This is a genomic window from Enterococcus crotali, from assembly GCF_000633635.1.
Lineage (GTDB): Bacteria > Bacillota > Bacilli > Lactobacillales > Enterococcaceae > Enterococcus_L > Enterococcus_L crotali.
Window position 1 is genome coordinate 770,647 of sequence record NZ_AYPQ01000001.1, and the last position, 26,649, is coordinate 797,295.

The 26,649-nt window shown below is 35.7% G+C and carries 26 protein-coding genes, 3 pseudogenes and 1 riboswitch; of the genes and pseudogenes, 6 read left to right on the forward strand and 23 right to left on the reverse strand.

Features of this window, described 5'->3' with window-relative positions; all coding sequences use genetic code 11:
- Positions 1 to 249: 249 nt before the first annotated feature.
- The 5 genes from rpsA to V192_RS0103650 form a co-directional block, all read right to left on the reverse strand.
- Complete coding sequence (gene rpsA / locus V192_RS0103630) at positions 250 to 1,461, reverse strand: 30S ribosomal protein S1 (protein WP_025868990.1); 1,212 nt, start codon at positions 1,459 to 1,461, stop codon at positions 250 to 252.
- A 211-nt stretch (positions 1,462 to 1,672) separates the two neighbouring features.
- A complete protein-coding gene (gene cmk / locus V192_RS0103635; RefSeq protein ID WP_025868991.1) occupies positions 1,673 to 2,341 on the reverse strand; it encodes a (d)CMP kinase in 669 nt (222 codons plus the stop codon).
- 125 nt (positions 2,342 to 2,466) lie between these two features.
- Positions 2,467 to 2,988, reverse strand: coding sequence for an SAG1386/EF1546 family surface-associated protein (locus V192_RS0103640; RefSeq protein ID WP_025868992.1), 522 nt, complete (start codon positions 2,986 to 2,988; stop codon positions 2,467 to 2,469).
- A gap of 79 nt (positions 2,989 to 3,067) precedes the next feature.
- Entirely contained in the window at positions 3,068 to 4,510 is a 1,443-nt protein-coding gene (locus tag V192_RS0103645; RefSeq protein ID WP_029948110.1) for a RecQ family ATP-dependent DNA helicase, read from the reverse strand.
- On the reverse strand, positions 4,507 to 5,538 hold the full coding sequence (locus V192_RS0103650; protein WP_025868994.1) for a YpbB family protein: 1,032 nt from the start codon (positions 5,536 to 5,538) through the stop codon (positions 4,507 to 4,509). Before V192_RS0103650 ends, V192_RS0103645 begins: the two co-directional genes overlap by 4 nt.
- Positions 5,539 to 5,577: 39 nt before the next feature.
- Between V192_RS0103650 and V192_RS0103655 the strand changes: the two genes are divergently transcribed.
- The gene (locus tag V192_RS0103655; protein WP_025868995.1) at positions 5,578 to 5,790 is read left to right on the forward strand and encodes a ferredoxin; all 213 of its coding nucleotides are present in this window, start codon (positions 5,578 to 5,580) and stop codon (positions 5,788 to 5,790) included.
- Between the two features lie 81 nt (positions 5,791 to 5,871).
- On the opposite strand, the gene V192_RS0103660 is transcribed toward V192_RS0103655, so the two are convergent.
- From V192_RS0103660 to V192_RS0103705, 10 genes and pseudogenes are all read right to left on the reverse strand, one after another.
- The gene (locus tag V192_RS0103660; RefSeq protein ID WP_025868996.1) at positions 5,872 to 6,597 is read right to left on the reverse strand and encodes an alpha/beta hydrolase; all 726 of its coding nucleotides are present in this window, start codon (positions 6,595 to 6,597) and stop codon (positions 5,872 to 5,874) included.
- Positions 6,598 to 6,916: 319 nt separating this feature from the next.
- Positions 6,917 to 7,524: pseudogene (locus V192_RS19215) on the reverse strand (ECF transporter S component).
- A 438-nt stretch (positions 7,525 to 7,962) separates the two neighbouring features.
- Positions 7,963 to 8,087, reverse strand: a riboswitch (FMN riboswitch).
- Between the two features lie 155 nt (positions 8,088 to 8,242).
- The gene (locus V192_RS0103670) at positions 8,243 to 8,959 is read right to left on the reverse strand and encodes a pseudouridine synthase (RefSeq protein ID WP_025868997.1); all 717 of its coding nucleotides are present in this window, start codon (positions 8,957 to 8,959) and stop codon (positions 8,243 to 8,245) included.
- On the reverse strand, positions 8,960 to 9,577 hold the full coding sequence (gene scpB / locus V192_RS0103675) for an SMC-Scp complex subunit ScpB (protein WP_025868998.1): 618 nt from the start codon (positions 9,575 to 9,577) through the stop codon (positions 8,960 to 8,962).
- Positions 9,531 to 10,357: pseudogene (locus V192_RS19220) on the reverse strand (segregation/condensation protein A). Before V192_RS19220 ends, scpB begins: the two are co-directional and overlap by 47 nt.
- 38 nt (positions 10,358 to 10,395) lie before the next feature.
- Positions 10,396 to 10,758, reverse strand: a complete 363-nt coding sequence (locus V192_RS0103685) for a GNAT family N-acetyltransferase (RefSeq protein WP_025868999.1) — start codon at positions 10,756 to 10,758, stop codon at positions 10,396 to 10,398.
- 32 nt (positions 10,759 to 10,790) lie between these two features.
- The gene (xerD, locus tag V192_RS0103690; RefSeq protein WP_025869000.1) at positions 10,791 to 11,681 is read right to left on the reverse strand and encodes a site-specific tyrosine recombinase XerD; all 891 of its coding nucleotides are present in this window, start codon (positions 11,679 to 11,681) and stop codon (positions 10,791 to 10,793) included.
- A 162-nt stretch (positions 11,682 to 11,843) separates the two neighbouring features.
- The gene (locus tag V192_RS0103695) at positions 11,844 to 12,776 is read right to left on the reverse strand and encodes an alpha/beta hydrolase (RefSeq protein WP_025869001.1); all 933 of its coding nucleotides are present in this window, start codon (positions 12,774 to 12,776) and stop codon (positions 11,844 to 11,846) included.
- A gap of 123 nt (positions 12,777 to 12,899) precedes the next feature.
- On the reverse strand, positions 12,900 to 13,529 hold the full coding sequence (locus tag V192_RS0103700; RefSeq protein ID WP_025869002.1) for an NUDIX hydrolase N-terminal domain-containing protein: 630 nt from the start codon (positions 13,527 to 13,529) through the stop codon (positions 12,900 to 12,902).
- 133 nt (positions 13,530 to 13,662) lie between these two features.
- Positions 13,663 to 14,754 carry a DUF871 domain-containing protein gene (locus V192_RS0103705; RefSeq protein ID WP_025869003.1) on the reverse strand — a complete coding sequence of 364 codons (1,092 nt, stop codon included), beginning with the start codon at positions 14,752 to 14,754 and terminating at the stop codon, positions 13,663 to 13,665.
- Positions 14,755 to 14,931: 177 nt separating this feature from the next.
- On the opposite strand from V192_RS0103705, the pseudogene V192_RS0103710 reads away from it, so the two are divergent.
- Together V192_RS0103710 and V192_RS0103715 are read left to right on the forward strand one after the other, a co-directional pair.
- Positions 14,932 to 15,696 (forward strand): annotated as a pseudogene (locus tag V192_RS0103710) (peptidylprolyl isomerase); the annotation flags it as partial.
- A gap of 671 nt (positions 15,697 to 16,367) precedes the next feature.
- Positions 16,368 to 16,583 (forward strand): hypothetical protein, encoded by a 216-nt coding sequence (locus V192_RS0103715; RefSeq protein WP_025869005.1) that lies wholly within the window; start codon positions 16,368 to 16,370, stop codon positions 16,581 to 16,583.
- A gap of 134 nt (positions 16,584 to 16,717) precedes the next feature.
- On the opposite strand, the gene V192_RS0103720 is transcribed toward V192_RS0103715, so the two are convergent.
- The 7 genes from V192_RS0103720 to V192_RS0103750 form a co-directional block, all read right to left on the reverse strand.
- Positions 16,718 to 17,248, reverse strand: a complete 531-nt coding sequence (locus V192_RS0103720) for a TetR/AcrR family transcriptional regulator (protein ID WP_025869006.1) — start codon at positions 17,246 to 17,248, stop codon at positions 16,718 to 16,720.
- Positions 17,249 to 17,694: 446 nt separating this feature from the next.
- Positions 17,695 to 18,189, reverse strand: a complete 495-nt coding sequence (locus V192_RS0103725) for a TIGR01440 family protein (RefSeq protein WP_051581923.1) — start codon at positions 18,187 to 18,189, stop codon at positions 17,695 to 17,697.
- Positions 18,190 to 18,348: 159 nt separating this feature from the next.
- The gene (locus tag V192_RS0103730) at positions 18,349 to 18,594 is read right to left on the reverse strand and encodes a KH domain-containing protein (protein ID WP_010761444.1); all 246 of its coding nucleotides are present in this window, start codon (positions 18,592 to 18,594) and stop codon (positions 18,349 to 18,351) included.
- 11 nt (positions 18,595 to 18,605) lie between these two features.
- A complete protein-coding gene (gene rpsP, locus V192_RS0103735; protein WP_010761445.1) occupies positions 18,606 to 18,881 on the reverse strand; it encodes a 30S ribosomal protein S16 in 276 nt (91 codons plus the stop codon).
- Between the two features lie 235 nt (positions 18,882 to 19,116).
- Entirely contained in the window at positions 19,117 to 19,962 is an 846-nt protein-coding gene (locus V192_RS0103740; protein ID WP_025869008.1) for a GNAT family N-acetyltransferase, read from the reverse strand.
- Positions 19,963 to 20,036: 74 nt separating this feature from the next.
- Positions 20,037 to 21,872, reverse strand: coding sequence for an Ig-like domain-containing protein (locus V192_RS0103745; RefSeq protein WP_029948113.1), 1,836 nt, complete (start codon positions 21,870 to 21,872; stop codon positions 20,037 to 20,039).
- 149 nt (positions 21,873 to 22,021) lie between these two features.
- Positions 22,022 to 22,585, reverse strand: a complete 564-nt coding sequence (locus V192_RS0103750; RefSeq protein WP_025869010.1) for a DNA-3-methyladenine glycosylase I — start codon at positions 22,583 to 22,585, stop codon at positions 22,022 to 22,024.
- A gap of 138 nt (positions 22,586 to 22,723) precedes the next feature.
- On the opposite strand from V192_RS0103750, the gene V192_RS0103755 reads away from it, so the two are divergent.
- From V192_RS0103755 to V192_RS0103765, 3 genes are read left to right on the forward strand one after another with little or no spacing between them, the layout of a single operon-like run.
- Positions 22,724 to 23,104, forward strand: coding sequence for a GntR family transcriptional regulator (locus V192_RS0103755; RefSeq protein WP_025869011.1), 381 nt, complete (start codon positions 22,724 to 22,726; stop codon positions 23,102 to 23,104).
- 2 nt (positions 23,105 to 23,106) lie between these two features.
- On the forward strand, positions 23,107 to 24,006 hold the full coding sequence (locus V192_RS0103760) for an ATP-binding cassette domain-containing protein (protein WP_025869012.1): 900 nt from the start codon (positions 23,107 to 23,109) through the stop codon (positions 24,004 to 24,006).
- Positions 24,003 to 25,166: an ABC transporter permease gene (locus V192_RS0103765; RefSeq protein ID WP_025869013.1), complete on the forward strand. Its 1,164-nt coding sequence runs from the start codon at positions 24,003 to 24,005 to the stop codon at positions 25,164 to 25,166. The genes V192_RS0103760 and V192_RS0103765 overlap by 4 nt, the downstream gene beginning before the upstream one ends.
- Positions 25,167 to 25,229: 63 nt before the next feature.
- On the opposite strand, the gene ffh is transcribed toward V192_RS0103765, so the two are convergent.
- Positions 25,230 to 26,648, reverse strand: coding sequence for a signal recognition particle protein (ffh, locus tag V192_RS0103770; protein ID WP_025869014.1), 1,419 nt, complete (start codon positions 26,646 to 26,648; stop codon positions 25,230 to 25,232).
- Position 26,649 lies beyond the last annotated feature (1 nt).

A 26,649-nucleotide genomic window follows, 5' to 3' on the forward strand; every position in this document is an offset into this window, starting at 1 on the left:
GCGAGGGACAAAAATAGTTATCCTTGAGAATCAAATGGTTATTGCACCATTATGTTTAACTGAATTGTAAAAAAGACTAAGACAATGTGATTTCTTATCATTGTCCTAGTCTTTTCGCATATTTACGATAAAAAAAGAGTCCGGGACAAAAACTAAAAATCAGTTTTGTTCCGGACTCTAAATCTGAATAAACGGTTGGATCAGAAGCAAACACTTCTGACCCAGCCTCTTTACAAATTCAATTAAGAATTATTCTGAATCAGAATCTTGTGCTTTTAAAGCATCACCTAAGATATCGCCCATTGTGAAACCAGTATTTTCTTCTGGCAACTCATATTCTTGAACATCTTTCGGTTCTTCTTGAGATTCAGGTTTTGCTTCTAAAGCTTTGATACTCAATGCGATGCGGTGTTCATCTGGATTAACTTCTAAAACTTTCACTTGTATTGCATCGCCTTCTTGTAACACTTCATGAGGTGTTGCAATATGTTTGTGTGAAATTTGAGAAATATGAACTAATCCTTCAACTCCTGGGAATACTTCAACAAATGCACCAAAACTAGTTAAGCGTTTGACTGTTCCATCAAGAACAGATCCCACGGCTGCCTTGTTTTCGATATCCTCCCATGGTCCAGCTAAAGTTTCTTTGATTGATAGAGAAACTCGCTCTTCATCTGGATTGATTGAAAGAATTTTGACTTTTACATCATCACCTACTATTAATACATCACTTGGTTTACCAACATGCTGATGCGCAATTTCAGAAACGTGAACTAGTCCATCAATACCGCCTAAATCAATAAAGGCACCAAAGTCAGTTAAACGAGCGACTTTTCCTTCTACGATATCTCCATCATGAAGTGTTGCTAAGATGTCTTTTTTCTTAGAGTTTTTCTCTGCTGCTACAACAGCTTTATGAGATAAAATCAAACGGTTTTCTGAAGGCTCAATCTCAATAATCTTAAATGTTAGTGTTTGTCCTTTGTATTCTGAAAAATCAGCAACAAAATGGTCTTCCACCATTGATGCTGGAACAAATCCTCGAACACCAACGTCAACAACTAAACCGCCTTTTACAACATTAGTAACGGGCGCTTCGATGATCTTGCCAGCTTGGAAATCTGCTTCGATTTCTTCCCAAACTTTTTTAGCATCCAAACGACGTTTAGAAAGTAAATAACTGCCATTTTCTTTATCTTTACCAATTGATGTGATAACAACCAAATCTAAGATGTCACCAACACTCACTAATTCGTTGATATCTTCTACTTGTGTAGTTGATAGTTCTTTTGCTGGTACAACACCTTCAATGCCTGCACCTTCGATACCAACAACAACTTGTTTGTCCTCAATTGCAAGTACTTCACCTTTAACGATGTCGCCAACACTCACTTCTTGGACACTATTCATTGCATCTTCCATTGTTTCATTGCTGATTTCCACTTTTTTGTCTTCTGTCATGAAATTATCCTCCTATGCCACCAAAAAATTCGTAAAAAACTGACCTACTCCCTTAATAGTACGGGATTTTACTAAAAAAATAAAGCGATTTCTCTCATTTTCTTTTTTTTCTTTGAAATAAGAAGTTATTTTCTTGCTTTAAGACAAAGAAAGTATAACTTTCACGTAGTCATACTTCCTTTGCAGCTATTTTATTACAATATATAAATCCTTAACTTTTCGCTACAATGACCTCTTCAATTGCCTTTACAACTTCTTCTATATTCATTCCAGTCGTATCGATTTTTACAGCATCTACCGCTTGTTTTAAAGGTGACACTTCTCTAGTTGAATCAAGATAATCCCGATGTTCGATTTCTTGTTTCAATGTATCAAAATCAGTCATGATTCCTTTTTCCTGATTTTCCTTAAAGCGTCTTTCAGCGCGTTCTTCCACACTAGCAACTAAAAATATTTTAACTTGTGCATCAGGTAACACGGCTGTTCCAATATCACGACCATCCATGACGACACCGCCTTTTTGACCAATCATTTGCTGAAGTTCTACCATTTTTTTGCGAACAGCGCCATGTTTTGCGACGATTGACACAGCGTTCGTCACATTCGGTTGTCTGATTGCTTCTGTTACCTCGATTCCGTCAATAAAAACGAGTTGTTCTTTTTCTGTTTGCTTGAAAGAAATTGTGTGGTCAAGGCATAGTTCAACTAAGCCTTGTTCATTTTCAAAATCGATATTTTTTTGAATTGCCAAATAAGTTAATGCACGATACATCGCTCCTGTGTCACAATAAACATAATGCAATTTTTTTGCCAAAATCTTTGCTACTGTACTTTTGCCAGATGATGCTGGCCCATCGATAGCAATACTGATCTTTTTCATAATGAACTCCTTTGTTTGTCACATAGTAAAAGAGTCTGGTACAAAACATCACGTGTTTTGTTTCAGACCCTTAAAAGTAAAGACTGAGATCAAAATTGCTGCTATCTCACTCCTTACTTGATTTGTTATTTAATACGTAAGGATTGTCCAGGTTGCAGCATGGCGTCTGCACCTAACCCATTCAATTGTAATAATTCTTCTGTTGAGATTCCATTTCTTGTCGCAACTTGATTTGGTCCCTCTCCATTCAATACTTCTGTGTACACTTCTGCTGCTTCACTTGTCGGCGTTGTTTCTTGCGGTACGCTGCTTTGCCCGTCAACGGCAGATTCTGACGCTGCTGGTGCTTGCGTTGAAGCTTGTGTTGAACTGTCTTTTGTTGATGATTGTACCACAACAGAGGATGATGGCTTACTTGCTTCTTTGTTATCGTTAGGTTTGTCTCTCATCACATAAAGATACGTTCCCACTGGCAAAGTGATAATTAATAGTAATAAGATAACTAAAATAGTTAGAAAAACTGTATTGCCTTTTTTCTGTTGACGTTTTTCTGAACGGGAACCTCCAGCATTCTTATCCGTATCATAAATTGATTGCTCCCAAGGTTCACGAGCTCCTGATGGCTTTTTCTTATCTTTTTTACTCACGTATCGTTCCTCCTAAAATTCTCTCGTTTGCTATTATACCACAGCTTTTTATCAACTGCAGTCTAAAAAAAGATTATTTTCATTCTTTAAATAATCTTATCAAAATGTCCTCCCACTGTTCGGAGATTTCGTTTTCTTCTGGTGATTGTACTATTTGGTCTTTGTAATTGTCAAAGGATAAGCCGCATCGATCACAACAATTTTCTTGTTTTATTCCGTCGACTTTTTCTGAAAAATACTGCCGAATGAATGTACGACGGCACTTTGCTTCATTGATATAGTCTAACATAACACTTAGTTGTTGTTGCCGTTCTTTCTCTTTTCTTAATAATTTCTGCTCTAGCTCTTCAAGTGTATATTCTTTTTCTAAATAACCTTGTAGCCATTTTTGTTGGATTTCATTTAATTCAGGTAATAGATGTTCGACTTTTTCTAACTCATTTACATTCAGTCCATTTAATAGTTCTCGATCTAGACGGCTTTCCGATTGAAAGTAATAATGGATGGATTCGTCCCCTTTTTGATAGAGTAAAACCGCTAGACTTGCTTGTCCATCACGTCCGGCACGACCAATCTCTTGAACATAATTTTCTAGACTATCCGGACAATCGTAGTGAAGTACAAATCGTACATCAGGTTTATCGATTCCCATTCCAAAAGCATTTGTCGCGCATAAAACATCTAATTGATTCGAGACAAATTGTTGCTGTAGAAGACTACGTTCGTTTGCTGTTAGCCCGCCATGATAAAATGCCGATTTCAGGGTCGTCGTCTCTTTAATTAGTCGATTGATCTTTTCAGCTGTTTTTCTTGTTGCACAATAAATGATTCCTTTCTTTTTCAGTTGTGTTAGATAAGAAATCAAGGTGTCATCTTTTTCCGTTGTTTGTTCCACAATCAAGCCAATATTCGGTCGATCTACTGAAAATAGTACTTCAGAAATCTCCTTGCGCTGTGTAAATACTTGCTTAAGAATCTCTTTTTTTACAGCAGGCGTCGCAGTTGCTGTCAAGGCCAGAGTCAAGGGATAGCCACATTCTTCTTGTATGCCAACCAATTTTGTATATTCGGGTCGAAAGTCCACACCCCATTGAGAGACACAATGAGCTTCATCGATTACAAACAATGCAATGTTTAAGCTGGCGATTTTAAGTCTGACCTCTTTTTGAGTCAGTGTTTCCGGACTGATCAAAATAAATTTATACTTGCTTAAATGAGTCAATACATATTGCTTTTCTAAAAAAGACAGACTACTGTTTAATGCGATTACCCGTGTCTCACCTTTTTTTTGCAGTTGAATTACTTGATCTTCCATTAATGATAATAACGGAGAAACAATAAGAACCGTTCCTTCGATCAGTTGACCTACAAATTGATAACATAAAGATTTTCCCGTTCCAGTAGGTAAAACCGCTAGCGTATCTTGTTTTTTTAATAGCTGTTCGATTACAGCTTTTTGTCCTGGTTTAAATGTACGAAAACCAAAGTTTTTATATAGTTGTTCTTCTAAGTCAATGTTCATTGGCTAGCTTCTCTTTCTTCTCTCAGTTTTTGGATTTGATATAAACGAAATTCAAAATAATCAAGTTCTGGATTGAGTTGCTTTAATGATCGATAGGACCAATCTTGATAAGGTTTCGAGAATTCTAGTAAAAAATCTGAAGTCTTTTTTGTTATAAAAGAATCAAAAGGAACATCATCCGTCAACGCAAGCTCCATAAGATGATCTTTGATTGTACTTATTTTTACTTTTCTTTGTTCAGCCAGTTTGTCTACTGAGTGGAGCCGCTTTAAGTACACCTTTGTTTCATTCATACTTTTGTTTTCATTTTGTTTGATCAATGGTAGAATCAATGCTCTTAAAAAACTACCTTCTGGCATTTGCTCGATCGTATACAATAAATAATGTAGTTTTTCTTTTGAGAATAGAAAGCGGTCAAATGCATTCCTCTGAACATCCATTAATTGAAATGATGTTTTGCCGATTTGTTGATAGCCTGAAAATTGTCTTGTAAAATAATTAGCTTCTTCTTTAGATAACTCAGCAAAAATTTGAGTCCATTCTCGCTTGGTTGTTTTGATCAATTGGGCTTTCGGCATTGATTTTAAATACATTTTTACTTGTCTTTGGTACAATGGTGATTGCTCAAGAGGAATGTAGTTTTTATTCGTATACGATAAATGAGAGACGACTTGTACCGTGAATTGTAGTAGTCGCCAGATCATTTCGTCTGTTTTGCCAAAATGATAATTGTTGATTCGAGAAAAACGGTCTCGATATTGACTTATAGCTTGTTGCCCCTTAGCCGTAATCTGAGCTTCACCGTCAGCCGTTTGCTGCAATAACTTTTGCTTAATCAGACCAGTTATTATCGAACGGAATTCTACTTCAGTTAATGTTGGAAATAGCTGAAAAAACTGTAGATTTTCATATAAAAAGCCATAAAGCAATACAGAACTCGTTCGTTTGCCTTTTAAAAGATGATACAATGTTGAGGTTCGTGCCTTGTATCCGTGTTGAAATAAAGCTAAAATAAAGAAAGGTTCCATATTTCCACCTCTTTCAATGATAGAATAGGATGTGTTCATATGTTATGTAAAATAATTCCTGAAAAATGTATTGCTTGCGGTCTATGCCAAGTATATGCACCGGAAATTTTCGATTATAATGATGACGGAATCGTCATTTTAAAAAATGATAACGAAGCTTTTCAGGAGTTTGTTCCTGAAAGAGAAAGAAACAACGCGTTAATAGCGTACCGCAAATGTCCTGTTCGTGCAATAGAGATCACAGAAAAATAACGAGCAATCAGAGGAATTTTATAGCAAACAGCAAAAAGGAGAAAATACTTGTCGCAAGACTGATTTTTCTCCTTTAACTGTTTAATCGACTGTATTTAACCACTTGATGAGTTGATGAGCGACTTCCTCTTGTTGTTCATCATTGTTCATCAAAGCTGGCTTATCCCCTTTTTGTGCGCCGTAACTGCCAAATCCAGCATGGTTTCCACCCTTGATTTCCTGAAACACCGTTTGCTTTGGTAAATATTGTCTTGCTTTCTCATAAGCCTGCCAGTTCAAAACACCATCCTCAGATCCAGTTAACGACAAAACTTGACCTTTAAATTTTGACAGACTCCCTTTTTCATCAGGGTAGCTAGCTAAGAAAAAGACCCCGTTTAACGCCTCCTGCGACTCTTGTTCAGCTGCAAAACGACTAGCCATGACACCACCTAGGGAATGACCACCTATCACATAATTAGTTAGATGGTTGTCATGAACCACTTGCTGTGCTCTATTTTGCCCTAAAACAGCTAGGTTTAAAGGCTCATCTACAAGATAAACTGAAAATCCAGCTTGGGCTACTTTTTCCGCCCAGATACTGTAACTTGTATTTTCAACCAAAGCTCCTTGATAGAAAATAAGTGCTGGTTTTTCTTTATCACCTTTAAAATATAGTAGACCATTTTCGTTTTCCGCTTTTTTTGAGGCCTCTATCGCGTTTGTTGTGGGTGTATATGTAATGGTTTTTATATAAAATAATCCCACTAAAATCACTGTTACAACTACACCTAAAAACCAAAGTAGTCGTTTTTGCCATTTTTTCATTTTATTTCTCCTCTCGTTCTTGACTAGTTTATTTTATCAGAAACCTTTCTATAATTAGAATTTTTTGTTTTGACAATAAAAAAAGGCGAGTCAAAAGCGTTCAGCTCCGAGAAATAAGAGGGATTTCACAGAAATGACCTGAAAAACGGGATTTTTCATTCCGATGTTGAATGATTCCTACTTAGTGTTTTCAACTTTTGGTGAATTCCATTTTATTTCCGAATGGGCTGTTTTTTCTCGCCGTTTACTCAGGTTTAGAGCGCACATCAAAACTAAAGATTAGTTTTGATGTGCGCTCTTTTCAATTTATCTGCATATTTTACTTCGTTATTGTTTTTTTATTGCCTAATTGATATTGTTTTCGAGAAAGCCAAGGTAAAAGCTTTGCATGCAAGACTAAGAAAACAGCACTTACAATGGCGCCTTTGATCAGATTAAATGGAACAATTCCAATCGTAACGTATTTTGCTAGTGACATACCTAAATATTGTCCTGATGATACGCCAAATATCTTTAAATAAAGGGGTGTGATCACAAAATAATTTGCTACGCCCATGAAAACTGTTAAGGTGAGTATTCCTGTAGTAATACCTAAAATTTTATTTGAAAGCTTTTCGCTTCCTCGTTTGAAAAAGTAATACATCGGTAGTGTGAAGACAACCGTTGCAAAAAAACTAGCCGCATCTCCTACTAAATTTTGTGGTGATGCTCCAGTTGTAAAGAGATGCAACAGAGATCTTATAAAAGCTGTACTGATTCCGGCTAAAGGACCGAATAAGAACATGCTGATCATAACTGGGATGTCACTAAAATCGATTTCAAAAAATTCAGCGACGGTATGATTGGAAACGCCACAAACTGTAATACCACACCGATTGCTGCTAACATTGCTACACTTACCATTTTTTGTACCTTGTTGTTTCGCATATGAAATCCTCCTGTTAAGGACCCATCTTCAAACGAACTTTTCTAAATTAACTTTTTCAGTGATTTCTCTTCATTGACTGTGAGGCGCTGCTTCATCAAGCGATATACGTTCTGTAATTATTACAGCTAAAATATCTCGTTACGCAAGTGATTTACACTTAGTTACCATTTGATTGGTTAGGCATGATGTTTTATTCATCATTTACTCTGTCCTACCATTTTTGAAGCTTGAGCTCTTAAAATAGATGGCACTAAAATACTTTATTGTGATTTACTAGTACGGTAACTTCGCTCTCTTCGTTCGCCAAGTACTGTTCATCATCTACTCTGTCTTTTGGCCAGTCGTAGTGATTCACAGCAAGTCACAGCAAAAACTCTATTTTCCTACAGGGAAATAGAGTAGAGTTATCTTATCTGAAAAATGCCAATTCAAATAAGCTCTATCTTCTTTATCCAGACTTTACTGTCGGTATTGGAATTTCACCAATTCAGCCACTTCAAATGAAGTAGGTCGTGGACTATAACCACCGGTCGGGAATTGCACCCTGCCCCTGAAGACGAACCTTTATTAAATTTTTGTACACCTCAAGTATACAACCTTTTTAGAAAAAAGCAATGTTTATGTTCAACTTATCACACGTAAATTATCTGTAAATGTTAATTTCATAAAAAAAGCGTGAGTCAAAATGAAACCGCCATTTTCACCCACACTAAACATTTATTTTGATTGATTCATTAAAACACTGATCTCTTTTTTATTTAGATTACGATATTCACCGGGACGTAATCCTTTTAGGGTTAGGTCGCCGTATCTTTCTCTCTTCAACTTTTGAACTGGGTAACCCACAGCTTGTAGCATTTTTTTCACTTGATGGTTGCGTCCTTCATGAATCGTTAATTCTACAATACTAGTATTGGTTTTAAGATCTACAGAAATAATTTCAAAAGCAGCTGGAGCGGTTTTATAGCCTTCGATTTTCATGCCTTTCGTTAATGGAAGTAAGTCATGTTTTTTAGCCAAACCTTTGACTTTTGCTACGTAAACTTTATCGATTTCATGACTCGGATGCGTCAACTTTTGAGAAAATTCACCATCGTTTGTTAATAGTAACAGTCCTGAAGTGTCATAATCCAATCTGCCGACAGGATAAATTCGTTCTTTAATATGTGAAAAAAAGTCTGTAACGACTTTTCTGCCCTTGTCATCAGAGACAGCAGAAATAACTCCTTTAGGTTTATAGAATAAATAATAACCATACTCTTCTTTATAGATTGGTACATCATCTACTTCAACCTTATCATTTTTACCAACTTGTGTGCCTAATTCGCGAATGATTTTTCCATTTACTTTCACACGTCCGTTGATAATATATTCTTCTGCTTTTCTGCGCGATGCAATCCCTGCATGAGCAATAACTTTTTGAAGTCTTTCCATCTATTTTTCTTCCTCCGCTTCATCTATGTCCGTTGTTGGTTCTTCTTCATTTAATTCTTTGTAGCGGTCGAAAAAGAGGTCTAAAGGTAACTCTTCTGCGATTTCTTCTTCCATTTGATGGATATCTGGCAACTCTTCTAATGATTTTAACCCAAAATAATCCATAAAATACGCTGTAGTTCCATATAAGATAGCTCTACCAGGGCCGTCTACACGTCCTTTTTCTTCAATCAATTGACGTGCAACTAATTTTTGCATAGAACCTGCTGACTGCACCCCTCTGATTTCATCTACTTCTACTCTTGAAATTGGCTGCTTATATGCAACGATCGACAAGGTCTCAAGAGCTGCTTGAGATAAAGAATTCGAAATGGGCGATTGAGCATACTTTTTCAATAATGGTGCAAATACTTTTTTCGTAGATAGGACAAAATGATTCCCGACTTCTAAAATATTTAATGCTGCTTGTTTATCTGACGCATAGCGTTCTTTTAAAGCGGTCAAGGCTTCATATGTTTTGGCAGTGGATAATTCTAGTAAATAAGATAATTCTTCTAAACCGATTCCTTCTTCACCAACAACAAATAGAATCGCTTCGATTTGACTGACTGTGGTCACGCTGTTTCCTCCGTACTTGATTCAATTTCTTCAGACGTATTATATAACAAAATAGTGCCATAATTATCTTCTTGTTCGACGTGAACAACCCCTTTTTCATCAATTCCAGCAAAGCCATAAAAGTAGTCACAACTTCTTGTTTAGAATATGAAGTGAAAAAGGATTCAAAATCAATTGGTGTATCACGGTCGATATGCCTCATTCTTTGAGTAATGACTGTAATTTTCTCTTCAATTGAGACATCATCACCTGTAACCGTTGTCTCAACCGGTTGCCGGCTTTTTTTCTTTTCTAACATTGCATGAAATGCCAAGAATAAATCAATCGTATTTAATTGATTCGGCGTAAGCAAAGGATTGTCGTCCTTATACTCATCAATATCCATTGGTTCTTTCGTATAATAAAGACTTCTTTCAGATTCTTTTTCATGTAAAAGACCTGCTGCATATTTAAATTTACGGTATTCTAACAATTGAGCAACTAATGCATCACGCGGGTCTTCGCCATCAAGAATCTCATCGTCTTCTGTCATTTCCAACTCTTGTTTTGGCAAAAGCATCTTGCTTTTAATTGCATTAAGGTTGCTGCCATGACAATATATTCTCCAGCAATCTCCAGCTCCAACGTTTTCATCGTATGAATATAGTTCATATACTGTTCCGTCACTGCAGCAATCGGGATATCATAAATATCTATCTCCAATTTTTGGATTAAATGTAAAAGAAGATCCAGCGGTCCTTCGAATACATCTAATTTTACATTAATTTCCTGCAAGTTCATCCAACTTTCTTTTTCAACTCTTTAGTTTACCATAAAATTCATGATTTGTGTTCTTTCCATTTAGATAAATAAGCTGAGGTGGCTAAGGTTCCATAAATTTTCATTTCAGGATACAATTCTACCACTTCATTTAATATATCAAAGCCAACTTTTTCACCTCTGAAAGAAGGATTGATTGATATATCATGTATGATCATCGCCTCAGAAGTTTCTACTTCAATTCCCACAATCCCTTGGATGTTTTGTTCTCCTGCTGGTATCCAAAAAAGTAAATGCAAATCAGCTTCCGTTTCATACATGTCTATTTCTTTCAATAGTGACTGGTATTCGGTCAATTTTTGATGGAAACTCAACAATCCCATCGCAATTTTCCGCTGCTCTTTTCGGTAATACGTTAACATGATTTCACCTTCTCTCTTCCGTTTTTTTCAAGTTAGGCTCTTGGAAAGTGTTGTTTGTACACATCCGCCATTCGCTGTTTAGTAATATGTGTGTAAATTTGAGTCGTAGAAATATCAGCATGCCCCAAAAGCTCCTGCACAATTCTCAAATCAGCACCATTTTCTAATAAATGTGTTGCAAAACTATGCCGCAATGTATGAGGGGTAATATTCTTATTGATCCCAGCCGCTTGAACGATTTGTTTTAAGTTTTTCCAAACCCCTTGACGTGACAATGGTTTGCCATGATGGTTGACAAACAAATGCGTTTCATTTTGATTCTTTTTAATCAAAACAGGTCGTGCTTCTTCTAAGTATTTTTCGATCCATTGAATGGCATAATCCCCCAAAGGAATGATGCGTTCTTTATCTCCTTTACCAATGGTTTGGAGTAATCCCATTGCTAAGTGTAAATCGCCAATTTTCAGGTCCACTAATTCACTCACTCGCAAACCAGTTGCATACATGACTTCTAAAATTGTTCGGTTTCTTATCCCTAAAGGTTTTGTGGTATCAGGTGTCTCGATCAATAAAGTAACTTCTTCAACTGAAAGCGTACTTGGAAGCTTCTGAGCTTTTTTTGGTGAATCAATATGCTGCATTGGATCGTGATCCATTATTCGTTCTTGTCTTAAAAATTGGTGAAAGCCTCTTAAACTTGAAATCATTCGGATAATTGTTGCTGATGAGCTATTATCATTATGCAGTATTTGCAGATATTCCATAATGATGTAGCGATCGACCAGCTGCCAAGAGTCGACTTTTTGCTCTATGAGAAAAGTTAAATATTTATGTAAGTCTCGCTCATAGCTTTTTCTCGTATTGAGAGAAAGACCTCGTTCTATTTGTAAGTAATGCAGATAGTCAATTACTTGTTCTTCCATCTATTTTACCTCATTTCTTTTTATTATCATATCAAAGAATTCTAACAAATGTATAGTAAAATTAGTGAGAATTCTTTTTAACTGAACGTTCATTCCAAAATAATAGAACTTTTCTGCTTTAAAAAATCGTCACCAGCTTATTAAACTGGATGACGATAATCGTTAATCTACATATTTTGTTAAAAAGCTTTCGACTTTCGCTTTATAGGCTTCAGGATCAACAGTATACGCTTTAGCATGCGCAGCACCTTTTACAACAAATTTTTCTTTTGGTACATTCGTTGCATTATAGACTTCATCTAACATTTCAAATGGAACAAATTTATCCGCATCTCCATGGATAAACAGCATTGGAACTTTATTTTTTTTCAATTGCGCAACAGAACTTGCTTCTCCAAAGAAATAGCCTGCGCGAATTTTAGTGATCAAGCTAGTCACTGGCACCAACGGAAACGCTGGTAGATTAAACATATCTTTTAACTGATACGCTAATTCTTCATTTACGGTCGAATAGCCACAGTCTTCAACAATTGCTTTAACATTTTTCGGTAGTTTTTCACCACTAGTCATCATGACTGTAGCACCACCCATACTGATTCCGTATAAAGTAATTTGCGCATCTTTGCCATTTTCGGCTATCACTTTATCGATCCATTGAAGGTAATCTTTTCGCTCTGGCCAACCAAAACCAATATAATTGCCTTCACTTTCTCCATGTCCTCTAGCATCTGGGACCAACACATTATATCCCCAATCATGATACATTTTAGCAAAACTGGCCATTGTCTCAGCACTGCCCATATAACCATGAGCCATAATAACATTTTTATCTGTTTTTTCTTCAGCAGGTAAATAGATTGCTTTAAGTTTTAAATCGTCGTTTGATGTCAACGTCCAATACGCTCGATTCTTTTTGTCTTTAAACCATTTTTCCTGTGGTGTTTTCGCTTCAACATCTGTACCAGGTGTATCTCCTGCTAGAAAATCTTTTTGCGATGGAACAACTGCATAATTATAGAAATACATCCCTGCTCCTGTTAACACAATTATGACCAACACTACAATAGCTATCAAAATTTTTACAATACGATTCATCCGACTGCTCCCCATATAATAGTATTATTTGAACAATGTATCTGTCTTAAATCAAACACACTAAATAATACTAATTTTTCAAATTCTTAAATAGTATAATGTTTTATTGGGATTTTCGCAATCTTAATCACAAATCATTGTCTTTTTTTCGTTTTGGTAATCGGCAAAAATCATTTCAAAATTGTCGATAATATTTCGGTGTTTAGAAAGAGAAAGTAAATAAATCTCTTGTAGTGAAAAGTATCCTACATCATTCGTTTCGACACCTGTGGCTAATGCTTGACTTTGAGCTTCACATCGAATAAAGAACTTATAGACATACGTCAAGGTTGGCGGAAAGTCATGTTTTGATTTGTCCAATACAGCAATCACTCTCTTTGCTGTGACCGTTAAACCTGCTTCTTCTAAAGTTTCCTTTTCAGCGATTTCTTTTGGTGAATAACCAATATCAGCCCATCCGCCAGGCAATGACCAGCTGTTATCACTTTTTTCTTTTACTAATAATAATTTGCCCTCTTGATTAAAGACGACCGCTCGAATATCTACTTTTGGTGTTGCATAACCTTCATCTTGATCAATTAGCATTACTAACTCATGATTGGATAGATTCGGATACATTAAGGTCATTAATTGCTTGGTTACTTGCGATAGTTCTTCGTAGCGTTCTTGATCGAAAAGATCTTTCCCATATTTTTTTCCTGTTTGTGCAATTCCTTGAAGTTTTGCTAATAACAGACACAACTCTTTTTCCATTGAAACACCTCGTTTTCTTTCTATTTTAACGAAAGGGGACTGCTTTTAAATGGTTTAGAAGAGATCTTAAGAAAGAAAAAATAAGATCAAGTAAAAGGGTTCGTTCCTTTCACTTGATCTTACACTTATTTTATTATTTATTTTCAATCAATTTAAAACTAGACCAAGGTTTTAAGAAGTCTAATAAGAATAACTCATCCTCAGAAATACGACCTACAACATTCACTCGTCCGTCATTTTTCATTTCTTTTAATGCGATTTGGGTTTCGCCTTTATACTGACCATAATCAACGTTATCAATCAATACATCTCCTTTTGTCATATCTTTTGTATTATGAGCTGGAAACGCACGATCTTTAAAATGAATACGCGTCATAGTAGAGCGTAAAATATACTCTGAACGGTCACCACGATAAGAATGTAGACTTGTGAATAATACTTCTCTTTCATCATCTGTAATATCTTGAGCGACATCCACTTTGACAGAAGGATATTCGGCATTAAACGCTTCCGCCATTGCTTTAAGTTCTGCTTCTGATGCATAAGCATTTCCAACTAAGATATCGTCGATCAAGCCTGTCAACACTAAATGTTTCACTTGAGTAGCGATTTCTAGATCACGATGATCTTCTAGCGAACATAAACCATCTTGTGTTGGCCACGGTCCAAACGTTGCATCATGAGAATTCACAAATGCCATTGTGTTTAAGTTATATTTTCTGAATTTTTCAGAACAAAAGACAAAATGATCATATCCTAAACCAGAATAACGGTGAGGATAGAAATTATGAGAACCTAATAGATTATCTGTATTCGGTGAATAACTCATAATATTATCAACATAACTTGTTCCAGTACTCATATTGATTTCGATCTTGATTCCATATGGGTTACGAGTCATTTTGGCTTCTTCGGCTCCAGTAAAACCAACATCTAAACGTACACCATACGCACCCATCTCATCAAAAAATGATAAGTCATCATAAGAGATTTCTAATTGTTCAAATAAGGCAGGATTGATATCCACCATGATTTCCATTCCAAGACTATTGGCATAATCAACAACTTTTTTAAACTCTGCTAATACCTTTTCTTTGTCTTCTGTAATTTGAAGCAAACTTGTAAAAACACGTTTAAAACCATATTTATGTGCTAAGTCTAGATACGCTTTGTCCTTTTCAAAAGTTGAACGTTCTGGATAAATCGAAATACCTAATTTTCCCATTATTGTTGCCTCCTAAGATTTGTATTGATTATAATGTATCCATTTTCATTATAGCAGAATAAGAAAAAGTGGTCTACACCTTTTATGAATCTTAAAAAATTTCCGTTTTGGCTAGCAGTTCTAAAGAGGATTTGTTATGATTAGATGTAACTATTTTTGAAAGGAAGACTTAACTTTATGAAAACAAAAAAAATCACTGCTGCAACAGCTCTTTTAGCTACATTAGTATTATTTGCAGCTTGTGGACCTACTAAGGAAAAAGCGGCAGATTCTTCTGCTACCTCTTCAACTGAAACAAAATCTTCTGAATCGGTTGATTTAAATGCTTTAGATTTGCCTCAATTATCAGATACAGTCAGTGAAGATGAAGATTTAGTTGAAATGGTCACAACAGAAGGAACAATTGAAATCAAACTATTTCCTAAACAAGCACCAAAAACCGTTGAAAACTTTATGACACATGCCAAAGATGGGTATTATAATAATGTGACTTTCCATCGTGTAATCAAAGATTTCATGATCCAAAGTGGCGATCCTAAAGGTGACGGTACTGGTGGAGAAAGTATTTGGAATGAACCATTTGATGATGAGTTTAGCAATCAGTTATATAATATTCGTGGCGCTCTTTCAATGGCAAATGCTGGTCCAAACACAAATGGCAGCCAATTCTTTATCGTTCAAAACAGCCAAGATGTTTCTGATGGACTTTTGAAAGATGAATATCCTGATAAGATCATCGAAGCCTACAAAAAAGGTGGAACTCCATTTTTAGACCATGCTTATAAAGCAAAACCCCAATCTAATCATGCCGTATTCGGTCAAGTGATCAAAGGTATGGACGTTGTTGATAAAATCGCCTCCGTTGAAACTGGCGAACAAGATAAACCTAAAAAAGATATTCGAATTGAAAAAATCAATATTTTACAAGAAGCAAAAAATAAATTATTAGTAAGAATGGTGATTCAATGCCATTCTTTTTTCTTTCAGATCAGGAGTGAAACAGTGAAAAAAATCTTAATCACAGGACCGGTCGGTAGCGGAAAAACAACGTTTGCTAAACAGTTGTCCGTTAAAAATAAGATTCCCTACTATGAACTAGATAATCTTATTTGGAATCGTCAACCTACCGGAGACCGACATTACACAGAAGCAGAATCTGCCAAACAACTACAGACTATTTTAACAAAAGAAAATTGGATCATCGAGGGGACTACCACTAAAGAGTGGATCAAACCAGCAATAGATGAGGCAGACATCGTTTTATTACTGCTCCCCTCTTATTTCACTCGAGTTTATCGAATTTCCAGTCGCTTTATCAAACAAATCACAAAAAAAGAAACCGCTCATTATAAGCCTACACTTCATTTATTGAAAATGATGTTTGTCTGGAATCACCACTTTGAAAAAAAGAACATTTTTGAATTAAAAAAATTAGCTGCTGACTCCGATAAAGAAATCACAATTTTGAAAGATTCCAGTATCTTTTCTTGCGATGAATAAAGATTTAAATAATATGAATTGTGAAAGATTTTCTTTCCGTATCTTCATTTAACACTGAATAACTATCCATTTTGATGATAAAGTGGTACTGTTAACAAAAGAGGTGAAAGCTAGTGACGTTTAATCCACAAATTGAAACGCTCATTCTTGAGGCTTCCAACCGGAAATCCCCTCACTTTGTAGCAAATGTAATCAATTTTCAGCAATTTGACCAAGAAGACGTAAAAGACACTGCGCAAAAATTAATTGATGACGGACGAATTCAAGCAACGATCCACTTTCATTATAATGATTTATGCACAATTGACTTCATACCTCAGGCTATTTGAATAAATTGATTACAAAAAAGACTGTCAGCTTATAATCCAAACAAAACAAAGTTTGGATTATAAGCTGACAGTCTTTTGGTTCTATCCGAGATTTTCCCCTTACATTTATTCGGAATTTAATCTTTCCTAAAGAGCTATTTAATCGCTTCGAATGCTGAAATCAATTGCTCTTGCGATAAGTTTATTATTCCTGAAATGCTGAGTGAGGCCATTCCAGTAGCCAATATCCATAAACGCATATGAAGTTTTTCTAGCTGTTCCTTTGACACGGCAGCATACATCTCATCGTCTTGAATAACGTTCCGAAATGAATCAAAAGATAATTTCTGCAACTCTTGTCCATAGGAATGATGGTCGACAAATAAGAATTGATACAGCTTAGTATTTGACTTCGCAAAATCAATATAGTTTAAGCCGAAATTTGCTAGGTTATTTGAGGTTTGCCTTTTAGAAAAGAATTCAGTGTCTAAAAACTCGTGTATACTATTCAATAGCGTTAACTTCAACTCTTCCATATTTTTAAATTCAAGATAAATGGGTTGTGTTGAAATCCCCATATGATCTGCTACATTTCGCGCTGTGATAGCCGCGAAACCTTTCTCTGTTAATAGGTCACGTGCGGCTGCTAAAATATGTTGTTTTTTATATACTTTTTTTCTAACCAAAATAACCCCTCCTTTTTATTTAAAAGCTGAGCGTACTTTCCCATCCTCTTGAAAACTTGAGAGTATGCTATTTTGCAAAGTCAATGTTCATTTTCCTAGAGGTCAGCTCGTGAAACTAACGAATGATTTTCAATTTTTTATTATTTTTATTTATTCTTTCATTTTACACTCTTTTAGTAGTTCGTTTTCTCAATAATTACGTGTATCTGTAAAAAAGCTGATAATTTGTTAAACTTCATTGAAATGTTATTGCCCAAGGTCCGTTTTACTGGTACTATTTCTATTCTTGATAAAAAAAGGGGAATTTTTATGGCTAAAAATAATAGCTAAACAGGATCAATAGTAAATAAGATTTGTTTTCATTTACCTGGCTTTGACATTAGAAGACTTTGAGAGACAAAAAAATGGCAAGATACCCGATCAATTCACAGGTTATCTTGCCATTTTTATTCATAAACCGCACGAATTCCACCAATTAACTTAGGTCGTGTACGTAAATAAGTGGTATGTGCCCCACCGATTTCTTTGATTGAGGTACGGACTGGAACTTGGACATGCTGGATATGCATACCGATCGATGTATCACCAATATCTATGCCACCTTGTGCCGTGATTTTTTCTATAACGACAGGATCTTGGAATAGTTTAAAAGCAGCAACTGCCGCAGCACCTCCTGCATGAAGCGCAGGTACAACCGAAACAATTTCAAACTGATGGTGTTTGACAAGTGCCTTTTCAACAACGAGTGAACGATTGATGTGTTCACAGCCTTGTACAGCTAGATGAATTCCCTTTTTATCTAAAATATCTTTGATCAATGAAACAATCATTTCGCCGATTTCTAAATTAGAATTTTTACCAATGACGCCCCCTGTGACTTCACTGCTGCTACAGCCAAGCACAAAAATATCACCTGCTGCTAATTCAGTTTGCGCAAATATTCCTCAAGGCCTTGCAATAGTTGTTCTTGATAACTTTTTAAATCACTCACTTATCTCTCCTCCATTCTTGATCCTTATCTTAGTTCATAGTAACCGCTCTTTAGGCATTCGTCAAAATAGACAAAAAAGCACTCGGATTTTCGAGTGCTTTACTTTGTGCTATTTACCATCTACGATATTCAAACGAACTTTTTTCGGCCCATCCACACGTACACTATAAACAATGGTCCGAATTGCTTTAGCAACACGTCCCTGCTTGCCAATGATACGACCAATATCTTCAGGCGATACAGTCAAATTGTACTCTAGAAAAACATCAGATTCTTCTATTTCTAATTTGACTAGCTCAGGTTGACTGACTAATGGGCGAACGATAGTTAAGACTAACTCTTTCACATCTGTCATCATCGGTCACCTTATTTCTTTTCAAGTTTAGCTTCGTGGTGTTTTTTCATAACGCCTTCTTTTGAAAGGATGTTACGAACAGTATCTGAAGGTTGAGCACCTTTAGACAACCAGTCTAAAACTAAATCTTCTTTTAAAACTACTTCTGCAGGATCTTTTAAAGGATTGTAAGTTCCAACAGTTTCGATGAAACGTCCATCACGAGGAGAACGAGAATCTGCGACTACAATACGGTAAAAAGGACTCTTTTTAGAACCCATGCGTTTTAAACGAATTTTTACTGACATTTTATATATTACACCTCCATTAACTTAATCACAAATGTTAGTTTACCAGATTTTAAGCAAGCTGTAAAGAGTTTTTTCTTTACACCTTAAAAAAAGCTTTAGACCGCTGATTTTTGGAACTTTCAGCTAGATATGCTATACTTATTTTACCTTGGCAGGGGCAATCAACAGTTGCTTAATAAAATAGGCGATGAACAATGATGAAGGATTCTCTTCTCTCGTTCATCGCTTATTTTTATACGTTCTTATTCGATAGTTCATAGACGTAATAATCAAATAACGTCTGCTCCTCAAAGCCTATGGATCGATAAAGATGTACTGCTGCATCATTCGTTGATTCAACTTCTAAATAAACTGTTTCTGCTCGCTTTTCTAGTAGTTGTTGAATGAGTTGACTCATTATTTTTCTACCGATTCCTTGTCCGCGAAAATCGGCTCTTACAACAAATCCGTAGATCCCATAAGAATGTTCTTCATTTTCTACTCTAATACTTGCGATTATTTGCTTATTTCTTCTTAAGACAAACGTTTTTTTCAAATCATCTGAGTCTAGAGATAGAACCTCTTCATTTGATTCGTATGTTTCTAGTGAAGCAATCATTTTAGCATCCGCTTTTTTTGCTGGTTCTAAAACAACATCAGAAGGGGTTGGAGTAAATTTATCTACGGCCAAAATCATCGAATACTCTGAAAAAATATAATTGTACCTATTCGTATCGTTAACATATGCTGTAAAAAAAGAATCACTTCGATCAGTGATCAATAAGATTTTCTTGATTTTTCGCCTTTGGGCAAACATCAAGATAGTCTCATTCATTTTATTGAGAAGCTCTCGATCTGGAGTGACAATCTGAGTTATCTCTAGTTCCTCGGGATCAAAATTAATTAGCGCTGCATAACCAATTAATTCCTCTTCATTCCAACATAATAAATGATGCACTTTTCCATTAGTGAGCGTGAAAAAACTTAAATCCAGTTTATAATCAAGCGAATATAATGTTCGATTTTTTTCTTTTAATGAATTAATAAGGTTAACTTCATGCGCTGTTAACTTTTCTTGAATGAGTTGTTTTATGGTCATCCGTTCTCCTTTTGCTTTAAATTAGGTTGATTATACAAAAGTTTTTGGAGAAAGACAAGATAAATTCTGAGCATTTATTTTTCAACGCGCTCGTTTCTTACTACTAGCCAAGCTGCCAAAAATAATAAGAGTAAACCCATTAAACGAAACATGTTTGAATGTGTTTCACCAGTTTTTAGTAAGCGTTGTTGATTTTTTAAGGGGGTATTATTTACATTGCTACTGCCATTGCCACTTAGTTGAGCTGACGTGATGATTTCTGTGTTTGCCGTCTCGCTGGAGGACTCTGATTCACTAGTTTCTGATGGTAAAATAGCTTCGACTAGATTCGCTCTTGCCGACTTCAAATCTTGTGTCATTTGTATGACTTCATTTCTACTAATTGATTTAGGCGATTCTTTCACCACTTGAATCAGGTTAACGGCTTCTGTTTTTTTATTGATCCAAGTTGTCCATGTTTCAGGCGTATAATCTTTTTCTTTTAGAGATTCATTTTGTTCGATGAACGTTTCTAATTCTTGGATGTCCGTTGGTTGAGCTATCTCTTTTGAAGTTACCAGCTGGTTGACTAAATTTTCTGTAGCAGTCTCTAAATCACTGATCGTTGCATTTTCATCATCAACAACAGTTTGTGCACTTTCTTTAGCCTCTAATAGTTTCTGGCTAGAGGAATCAGTGAATTCATCTAAATCCAGACTATCTGCCTCATCGATTTTGTCTGTGATAACATCTATAGACTGATTTACATCTCCGTTACCGATACCACCATTTGCATAATTTGTTAAGCTAGCGTTCCTTGACTGCTTCGTGCCATCCTCAGCTAAAGTATTGGCACTATTGACGGATTTTATAGTTGGATCGGTGACTCTTGTGCTGTAATTAATAACTGCAGAAATATACCCGTTATCCTCACTATAGCTCCCTAGACTTTCCAAAAATAGCGTAAAACCGCTGGGAGCTAGTTCTACTTTTGTTAAATCGCCCGGAATTTTACTTGGAAGCACATACTTTTTTAAACTTTTTTTATCTGTATCACGATAGTTGACACTGAATGTATCACTAAGCAATTCTTGTCCTGCACCTAATTGATCATAGATGATGGGCTTTAATAGATTTTGTGCTGAATTATTGATCGTGATCGTCCAATTGATTTTTTTAGGATCGACTGAATCAAATTTTCCGCTCTTAAAAATAGTTGTTGGGTTTGTAAGCCCAGTGCTTACACCGCTAGTTTTAGTTATTGTAAGGTCAAGATTACTTGTCGCGCCATTGACAGGTAGTGGTATCGGATTGACTCCCTCTACTATCTGATCATTCACCAACTTCACCCAGAAAAAGAATTGTCCGTTGATTGAATTGTGATCTGTCACATACTGATTAAACGTCACAGTAACTTTATTCGTTGAACGATCGATTTTTGCTACACCGATCTTTTCGCCATTCTCATTGAGTATTGGAAAATCACTATAGTTGACCATCTGTAAAATCAAAGGCAATTCAACAATCAACTCATCCCCCGCTTGCGCTTCATCAGGTAAATAAAAGGAATAATTGACTTTGAATTTATCACTATTTTTTACGCGATGGATCGGATTGTTTGCGATATCTGAAAGATGCACATCTGTTAATAATTCAGAATCATACTCTTTTGTTGCTTTTACAACTGCCTGTTGCTCTAATTGTTTTTCGGTACTGATCTCCTCAGCCGAAGAGTCGGTAGCTTGAATCGGTTCTACACTACTACTCTCAGTTTGTGGTTCATTATTTTGTATACTTGATAGTTCTTGCGTTTCAGTTGCGTTGGAACCAGTTTCTACCGCGCTTGTTTGCATAGAAAACCCTAGAATCAGCCACCCTACAATAAATAAAAACATAGTATTCATACCCAATCGCTTAGCACTCACCATCATTTTTTCCTCACTTTTCTAAAAGTTTTGTTGATTTTAATTATATAGGGGATATTTACTGTTGAACATTGATTTGCTTAGTTGTTTCTACTTGCTTTTCTAGAAAAAATAGTCTAGGCCAAATCAAGATTCAATTTTGGCTTAGACTATTTTTATTCTATTTCTTCATATCGAAAGCAAGTCGTCACATGATCATTGATAACACCGACAGCTTCCAAAAAAGCATAGATGATTGTGCTACCAACGAACTTAAACCCTCTTTTCTTCAAATCCTTCGTGATCCTATCCGATAAATCATTTGTGGTTGGAATTTCTATTTGATCACGATAAGTATTCTTTAAAACATTGTGTTCATTGAACGCCCATAAATAATTTGAAAAAGTACCGAATTCTTTTTGAAGTTCAATAACTTTTTGAGCATTATGAATGGTCGCTTCGATTTTTCTGCGGTTACGGATAATTCCTTGGTTATCTAACAGTTCTTCAATCTTTCTTTCATCGTAAGCAGCGACTTTTTTTACATCAAAATAGTCAAAAGCCTTATCAAAATGATCTTCTTTATTTAAAATAGTTTGCCAACTTAGTCCAGCTTGATGAATGTCCAAAATCAGTTTTCTAAACAAGCGCTGATCATCATACAGAGGAACTCCCCAGATCGTATCATGATAGATTTTCATTTTCTCGTTACCTTCTGCCCAGGAACACCTTTGCTTCATCCTTTTTCCTCCAAACAATTGCCTCTATTTCTTAAACTTCCCCTTTATTTTAACAAAATTTCTGAAATAATGTTTACAACCTGAACTGTACTATGTATACTAGTACACAACAAACAGATTTTTAGAAAGGAGATATCTATGGTTTCTATTGATAAAACAAGTAGTAAACCTTATTATGAGCAACTTATGCTAGGAATCAAAGAAGATATTTTAAGCGGTTTACTGCAGTCAGGCGATCGCCTTCCTTCCGTTAGAGAGATGGCTCGTCAGCTTATGATGAATCCTAATACGGTCAGTAAAGCCTATAAATTACTAGAAGCACAAGAGGTTATCATCACGGTTAAAGGAAAAGGAACCTACGTGAAAAAAATCGATACAGAACTACGTAATGAATATCAAATTCAAAAAATCAAAAAAAGATTCACGGATTTAATTATTGAAGCAAATTATTTAAACGTTTCGAAACAGGAACTAAGTCAATGGTTGGAAGAAAGCGATCAGCACTTGAAAGGAGAGTAACTATGAAAATAGAAAATTTAGAAAAAAGGATTGATCAAAATATTATTCTAAAACAAATCAACTTAACATTCAATAAAGGTGAAATCACTGGTTTGATCGGTCGAAATGGTTCTGGTAAAACCACTTTTTTCAGATCTATTGCTGGACACTATGAATTGGATCAAGGAAGGATTCTGATTGATCAAGAGGATATTCAAGAACATAAAATACTTAAACAGAAAGTCTTTTATATTGATGAGCAATACAATTTTCTTTCAGGTTATACGTTAGATAAATTGCTTGTATTTTACCAAAATGCTTATGCGGGGTTTAATAAAGAAAAGTATTTAGCCTTAACTAAGAAAAATAATTTGAATCCCCAGTTTAAGTATCGCTCGATGTCTAAAGGTATGCAAGGTCTTTATAAGATGATTCTGGCTATTTGTTCTAATGCAGATTACTTGTTACTGGATGAGCCGCTGGATGGTCTAGATGTTATTGTTAAAAAGAATGTTTTAGGAATTCTTTTAGATGACGTCAGTGAAAATCGTCGTTCGATCATTATCTCTTCTCACAATTTAAATGAGTTGGAAAGTATTATCGATCGTGCACTAATTTTGAAAAAAAATCAAATTCAACTTGATTATCACTTAGAAGTTTTAAGAGAACATGCGCGTAAAATCCAAATGGTTTTTAAAACGAAGAAAGTGCCTCAACTTGTTAAAGAAAATAGTAAGCTACTTCACTTTCAAGGACGTGTTGTTACAGCTATCTTTGAAAACTATACCGACGAATTGAAGTCGTTGATTCAAGCAGAACAACCAATCTTATTCGAGGAACTGCCATTGACATTGGAAGATGTTTTTGAAGTGAACCTGACGAATGAAGAAACAGATTACTCTTTACAAGGAGAATTGATATGAATAAACAGTTAATGACCATTTTGAAAAAACGCTATGGACTAGCTTTGATTATTACAAGTCTTTCTATTATTTTGTTTTATACCTATCTGGGGATCAGTGATGTTAATCGTTGGAAGGAGATGAACAATTATTATAACTCCGAACAATACCTCGATGATTCAAAGAACATACAAACTAACGATGATCCAAGGTATAACGGGTTATCTCTTAAAGAACGTCAGGATTTAGATAAAAAAGAAGGATTAAGTTTGTTTTATCAAACAATAGGTTATGATGACCAAGGAAAACTGATCACTGATGTGGATCAACCTTACTTTTCAATGTATTTTAATGAAAATCCGATTCTTTTAGTAGCGATTATTGTATCAGTGGGATTTTTTATGTTTTTTGTTGATTTAAGGACATCATTCAATGAGTTTCTTTTTTCATTAGGTGTCTCCAAACGTAGAATCTATTTCTCAAAGCTTGCTCTGATTTCACTCCCGATATTAAGTAGCCTACTACTAGCTAAAATTTTGTTTGTTGGCATCATTACAACGGGAATTCCAGCTGAGTATGTCAATATAAGTATGATGGATTTGTCAGCAAACGTATTAGCCAGTTGGGCGACATATATCTTTTACTTCTTCATCGCAGTCTTTATTGGTCTGGTGACAGGTAATGTCATTTTGGGTCCTCTTACTGCCCTTGGTTTCTGTTTATCATTCGAATTTTTCATTACATCTGTCATAAATGCATGGCATTATTTTACAAAGGCAACAACGGATACCTATGTAACGAATAAATTTTTTGTCTATACCGTAACGAAGGATCCCATTTCTATCCTACCAATTATTTTAGCTGTCTTTTTATCGTTGTTGCTCTTTCTCTTTGGCTCATATCTGTTTCCTAAGCTTACTTTGGAGAAAAAAGGCAACTATTTGTTGTTTGATACACTTAAAATCCCCGTAGTCATTGCCATGACCATTTATGTTCCAGTCGTTCTTGTGTTCAACCGCGGCTATTATAACTATCAAAATGATGCTTCCCCAATTCCAGCATTGTTGATTTACGGAGTAATCACTGCTTTGATTGGAAGCTATCTTGTCTTTAGAAAAGAAATTCATGAGTCGATCAACCGCATTAAAAAGAGGAAAAATAGTAGCAACATTGCAGTATAGTGTTACAGTACTATCATAAAAAAGTTGAGCAAAATCATCGGACTTTGCTCAACTTTTTTTATCTTATTTTTTCTTCTTTTTCTTCTTCTTATTTTTCTTCACCATGCGGTTCATGGCCATTTTTCCAAGCTTACCTTTGATGCCTCCACCAAGCATTTGATCCATGCCTGGGATATCCATATTTCCTTTAGACATTTGCTGCATCATTTTTTTTGACTCTTTAAATTGTTTGATCATCCGGTTGACTTCAACAACGTTATTACCAGAACCCGCAGCAATTCGGCGACGACGACTTGGGTTTAGAAGATCTGGATTTTCTCTTTCAGCAGGTGTCATTGAAAGAACCATTGCTTTTTTGCGAGCCACATCTTTAGGATCGACTTTAACATTCTCTAAACCAGGCATATTATTCATACCAGGAATCATCTTCAATAAATCTTCGATTGGTCCCATGCCCATTACTTGATCGAGTTGCTCAATAAAATCATTAAAGTCAAAGCTGTTTTCTTTCATTTTAACTGCAAGTTCTTCAGCTTTTTTCTCATCATAATCTTGTTGCGCTTTTTCGATCAATGTCAGCATATCGCCCATACCTAAAATTCGGCTGGACATCCGATCTGGATGGAAAATTTCTAAATCAGTTAATTTTTCACCAGAACCGATGAATTTGATCGGTGCCCCAGTGACAGAACGAATAGAAAGTGCCGCACCGCCTCGAGTATCACCGTCAAGTTTTGTGATCACAACCCCAGTGATCCCTAATTGCTGATTAAAACTATCTGCAACATTAACTGCATCTTGCCCTGTCATTGCATCAACAACAAGTAAAATATCATCTGGTTGAGCTACTTCTTTGATTTGTTTTAATTCATCCATCAATGCTTCATCGACATGTAAACGACCTGCCGTATCGATCAAAACATAATCATTTTTCTTTTCTTTCGCTAGTTCCATCCCTTGACGAACGATTTCAACCGGACTAACATCCGTACCCATATCAAAAACAGGTACATCTAATTGTTGTCCTAATACCTTTAATTGATCGATTGCTGCTGGACGATAGACATCGGCTGCAATCATCAGTGGACGAGCATTTTCATTTTTGATCAAATGGTTCGCTAGTTTACCACCAAAGGTCGTTTTACCAGCCCCTTGTAAACCAACCATCATAATTACAGTGGGAATACGCTCAGACTTGTTCAAGCCAACGGTTTCGGTACCTAATGTCGCTGTTAATTCTTCATCAACGATTTTAACAATCTGTTGTGCAGGTGACAGGCTTTCCAGAACTTCTACACCTATTGCACGTTCACGAACACGTTTGGTAAAATCTTTCACCACTTGTAAATTGACATCGGCTTCTAGTAATGCCAAACGTATCTCTCTCATCATTTCTTTTACATCAGCTTCAGATACTTTTCCTTTGCGACGTAATTTACTCATTGCCTGTTGCAGGCGATCTGTCAAACTTTCAAAAGCCATA

Bases quoted from the DNA above. Each gene is read 5' to 3' on its own strand.
- rpsA (WP_025868990.1), bottom strand. From the start codon at position 1,461: ATGACAGAAGACAAAAAAGTGGAAATCAGCAATGAAACAATGGAAGAT.
- cmk (WP_025868991.1), bottom strand. From the start codon at position 2,341: ATGAAAAAGATCAGTATTGCTATCGATGGGCCAGCATCATCTGGCAAA.
- V192_RS0103645 (WP_029948110.1), bottom strand. From the start codon at position 4,510: ATGAACATTGACTTAGAAGAACAACTATATAAAAACTTTGGTTTTCGT.
- V192_RS0103650 (WP_025868994.1), bottom strand. From the start codon at position 5,538: ATGGAACCTTTCTTTATTTTAGCTTTATTTCAACACGGATACAAGGCA.
- V192_RS0103655 (WP_025868995.1), top strand. From the start codon at position 5,578: ATGTTATGTAAAATAATTCCTGAAAAATGTATTGCTTGCGGTCTATGC.
- V192_RS0103660 (WP_025868996.1), bottom strand. From the start codon at position 6,597: ATGAAAAAATGGCAAAAACGACTACTTTGGTTTTTAGGTGTAGTTGTA.
- V192_RS0103670 (WP_025868997.1), bottom strand. From the start codon at position 8,959: ATGGAAAGACTTCAAAAAGTTATTGCTCATGCAGGGATTGCATCGCGC.
- V192_RS0103685 (WP_025868999.1), bottom strand. From the start codon at position 10,758: ATGTTAACGTATTACCGAAAAGAGCAGCGGAAAATTGCGATGGGATTG.
- xerD (WP_025869000.1), bottom strand. From the start codon at position 11,681: ATGGAAGAACAAGTAATTGACTATCTGCATTACTTACAAATAGAACGA.
- V192_RS0103695 (WP_025869001.1), bottom strand. From the start codon at position 12,776: ATGAATCGTATTGTAAAAATTTTGATAGCTATTGTAGTGTTGGTCATA.
- V192_RS0103700 (WP_025869002.1), bottom strand. From the start codon at position 13,529: ATGGAAAAAGAGTTGTGTCTGTTATTAGCAAAACTTCAAGGAATTGCA.
- V192_RS0103705 (WP_025869003.1), bottom strand. From the start codon at position 14,754: ATGGGAAAATTAGGTATTTCGATTTATCCAGAACGTTCAACTTTTGAA.
- V192_RS0103730 (WP_010761444.1), bottom strand. From the start codon at position 18,594: ATGACAGATGTGAAAGAGTTAGTCTTAACTATCGTTCGCCCATTAGTC.
- rpsP (WP_010761445.1), bottom strand. From the start codon at position 18,881: ATGTCAGTAAAAATTCGTTTAAAACGCATGGGTTCTAAAAAGAGTCCT.
- V192_RS0103740 (WP_025869008.1), bottom strand. From the start codon at position 19,962: ATGACCATAAAACAACTCATTCAAGAAAAGTTAACAGCGCATGAAGTT.
- V192_RS0103745 (WP_029948113.1), bottom strand. From the start codon at position 21,872: ATGATGGTGAGTGCTAAGCGATTGGGTATGAATACTATGTTTTTATTT.
- V192_RS0103750 (WP_025869010.1), bottom strand. From the start codon at position 22,585: ATGAAGCAAAGGTGTTCCTGGGCAGAAGGTAACGAGAAAATGAAAATC.
- V192_RS0103755 (WP_025869011.1), top strand. From the start codon at position 22,724: ATGGTTTCTATTGATAAAACAAGTAGTAAACCTTATTATGAGCAACTT.
- V192_RS0103760 (WP_025869012.1), top strand. From the start codon at position 23,107: ATGAAAATAGAAAATTTAGAAAAAAGGATTGATCAAAATATTATTCTA.
- V192_RS0103765 (WP_025869013.1), top strand. From the start codon at position 24,003: ATGAATAAACAGTTAATGACCATTTTGAAAAAACGCTATGGACTAGCT.
- ffh (WP_025869014.1), bottom strand. From the start codon at position 26,648: ATGGCTTTTGAAAGTTTGACAGATCGCCTGCAACAGGCAATGAGTAAA.